The organism is Pseudomonas sp. PS01303, from assembly GCF_029959385.1.
Lineage (GTDB): Bacteria > Pseudomonadota > Gammaproteobacteria > Pseudomonadales > Pseudomonadaceae > Aquipseudomonas > Aquipseudomonas rustica.
In genome coordinates this window covers 1-3,064 of sequence record NZ_JASCPK010000277.1, presented here as the reverse complement: position 1 = coordinate 3,064, position 3,064 = coordinate 1, and the positions used below count along the sequence as shown (strand labels likewise).

General features: G+C 58.8%; 3 protein-coding genes. 2 read left to right on the top strand and 1 reads right to left on the bottom strand.

The window, feature by feature from the left end:
- The first annotated feature begins 233 nt into the window (after positions 1-233).
- Positions 234-1,301: a phosphotransferase family protein gene (locus QMX93_RS30340; protein WP_159815704.1), complete on the top strand. Its 1,068-nt coding sequence runs from the start codon at positions 234-236 to the stop codon at positions 1,299-1,301.
- A gap of 22 nt (positions 1,302-1,323) precedes the next feature.
- Complete coding sequence (locus tag QMX93_RS30335; RefSeq protein WP_282359278.1) at positions 1,324-2,091, top strand: SDR family oxidoreductase; 768 nt, start codon at positions 1,324-1,326, stop codon at positions 2,089-2,091.
- 131 nt (positions 2,092-2,222) lie between these two features.
- On the opposite strand, the gene QMX93_RS30330 is transcribed toward QMX93_RS30335, so the two are convergent.
- Positions 2,223-2,432: a hypothetical protein gene (locus QMX93_RS30330; RefSeq protein ID WP_053121366.1), complete on the bottom strand. Its 210-nt coding sequence runs from the start codon at positions 2,430-2,432 to the stop codon at positions 2,223-2,225.
- Positions 2,433-3,064 lie beyond the last annotated feature (632 nt).

The window sequence follows — 3,064 nt, the reverse complement described above, 5'->3', positions numbered from 1 at the left end:
TGATCTGACCTGTAGGAGCTGCCGATGGCTGCGATCTTTTGATTTTGCTTTTATAAGATCAAAAGATCGCAGCCTTCGGCAGCTCCTACACGGTGGGCTCTTGTGCCTATTCGGAACGCTGATTATCCGGCAACACGCTAACCTATAAGACCGCACCGCGCTTGTGAGCAATCGGGCGCGCCATTAGATTAGCCAATGATGTCTGGCCTCCAAAATAAGCAGAAGGGATAAGCATGGCGCTTACTGACCAGTCCACCCGTATCCGCTCTGGCGAAGAACTTGATGCCAGCCTGATCGATCCGTACCTCAAGGCGCATATTCCGGGCCTGAGCGGCACGCCTGCGATCAGCCAGTTTCCCGGCGGCGCGTCGAACCTGACCTACCTGCTGGAATACCCGGAACAGGAATTCGTCCTGCGCCGCCCGCCGTTCGGCCACAAGGCCAAATCCGCCCACGACATGGGCCGTGAATTCCGCATCCTCAATCAATTGCGTGACGGTTTCCCGTATTGCCCGAAAGCCTACGTGCACTGCACCGACGAGTCGGTGATCGGCGCCGAGTTCTACGTCATGGAGCGCGTCAACGGCATCATCCTGCGTTCAGAACTGCCGCCGGAACTGGGCCTCGATTCGGCAAAAACCGAAGCGCTGTGCAAGAGCTTTATCGACCGTTTCGTCGAGTTGCACCGTGTCGACTACAACGCCTGCGGCCTCGGCGATCTGGGCAAACCGGAAGGCTACGTCGCCCGCCAGATCAAAGGCTGGAGCGAGCGCTACGAAAAAGCCCTGACCCCGGACGCACCGCTCTGGGAGGCGGTGAAAGCCTGGCTCAACGACAAGATGCCGGCCGACCATCCGACCTCGAGCATCGTCCATAACGACTATCGCTTCGACAACGTCATCCTCGACCCGAACAACCCGATGCAGATCATCGGCGTGCTCGATTGGGAACTGACCACCCTCGGTGATCCGCTGATGGATCTGGGCAACACCCTCGCCTATTGGATTCAGGCCGACGACCCGGCGCCGGTGCAACTGATGCGCCGCCAGCCGAGCCACGCACCGGGCATGTTGACCCGCCGTGAGTTCGTCGATTACTACGCCGAACGCTCGGGCATCCAGATCGACAATTTCGACTTCTACTACACCTACGGCCTGTTCCGCCTGGCCGGCATCGTGCAGCAGATCTACTACCGCTTCTACCACGGCCAGACCCAGGACAAACGCTTCGCGCAGTTCATTCACATGAACAAACTGCTGGAGCAGATGAGCCTGCAAGTCATCGCGAAATCGAGCCTCTGACGGCCCACACCAAGGAACCCCTATGTCCAAGACTCAGTTGTTCGACCTCGACGGCAAAATCGCTTTCGTCTCCGGCGCCAGCCGTGGCATCGGCGAAGCCATCGCCAAACTGTTGGCCCAGCAAGGCGCCCACGTCATCGTCTCGAGCCGCAAACTCGACGGCTGCCTGCACGTCGCCGACGCGATCATCGCGGCCGGCGGCAAAGCCACTGCAGTGGCCTGCCACATCGGTGAAATGGAGCAGATTGCCCAAGTGTTCGCCGGCATCAAAGAACAGTTCGGTCGCCTCGATATTCTGGTCAACAACGCCGCGACCAACCCGCAATTCTGCAACGTGCTGGACACCGATCTCGGCGCGTTCCAGAAGACCGTCGACGTGAACATTCGTGGCTACTTCTTCATGTCCGTTGAAGCCGGCAAGCTGATGCGCGAAAACGGTGGCGGCAGCATCATCAACGTTGCGTCGATCAACGGTATTTCGCCGGGGATCTTCCAGGGCATCTACTCGGTGACCAAGGCTGCGGTGATCAACATGACCAAGGTCTTCGCCAAGGAATGCGCGCAGTTCGGCATCCGCTGCAACGCCCTGCTGCCGGGCCTGACCGACACCAAATTCGCCTCGGCGCTGGTGAAGAACGACGCGATTCTCAAGCAGGCACTGACGCAGATTCCGCTCAAGCGCGTGGCCGATCCGAGCGAAATGGCCGGTGCGGTGCTGTACCTCGCCAGCGATGCATCGAGCTACACCACCGGCGTAGCGCTGAATGTCGACGGTGGTTTCCTCTCCTGATCCCGCTCAAACCCTGAACGGATCCTGCCCCTGTAGGAGCTGCCGCAGGCTGCGATCTTTTGATTTTCGTGGATCAAGATCAAAAGATCGCAGCCTTCGGCAGCTCCTACAGTTTTTTTCAAGCAATGGATCTATTGGGTGACGCAACGGGTGGTGGTGATGTGGCGAGTCACCTGCTCGTCGATGTACATGTCACCGACCACCTCGGTGCTTTCCTGAATCTGACAAGTGCGTTCCGGCGGCGGAGGCGGCGCCACGGGCGGAGGCGGCGGAGGACTGGCACAACCGGCCAACACACCAAAAATAACCAAAGGCAACACGCGTTTCCCAAGACTGTTCATAGGACGACCCGCGAAAAATGAGCGACAAACTCCCGCTACCCAACCGACCACGAGAGACCTGACCACTCATTCTTTATAGCCGAGGTGAGTGCAAGCGCCAGTGAAATGGCTGGATTGGGGGAATGGGGCTGTCGATTTTGAGGTGGGGATCGCGATTGGATTGCCTGTGCGAGCGCGGTCGCGAGCAGGCCTGGCTTCTACAACAGCAAGATCAAAAGATCGCAGCCTTCGGCAGCTCCTACACAGAATGAGCGCAAGGTTGGCTGCCGCGTATATTCTGAAAGCCCCTCACCCTAGCCCTCTCCCGGAGGGAGAGGGGACTGACCGAGGTGTTTGGGCAAGTTACGCCGACGTGAAATACCGCGCCGAACAAAAATCCCGAAAAGCCCAAAAATCAGCTCCCTCTCCCTCGGGAGAGGGCTGGGGTGAGGGGCAAAAACACCACAAATCCAAAGCCATACACGCCTGCTCTTCACCACTCAATAGGCCGAGTGTCAGCTCGCCTGCTTTTGATCTTAGAGCCCGTCGGGAGGCTGAGTGGAGGGATTCATACGGGGAAAGCATCGAGAGGAGGTGCAGCGAAGCAAACCGTAGGCGATGCCCCCGGATGAACCCGGAGCGAAGGAACCCGA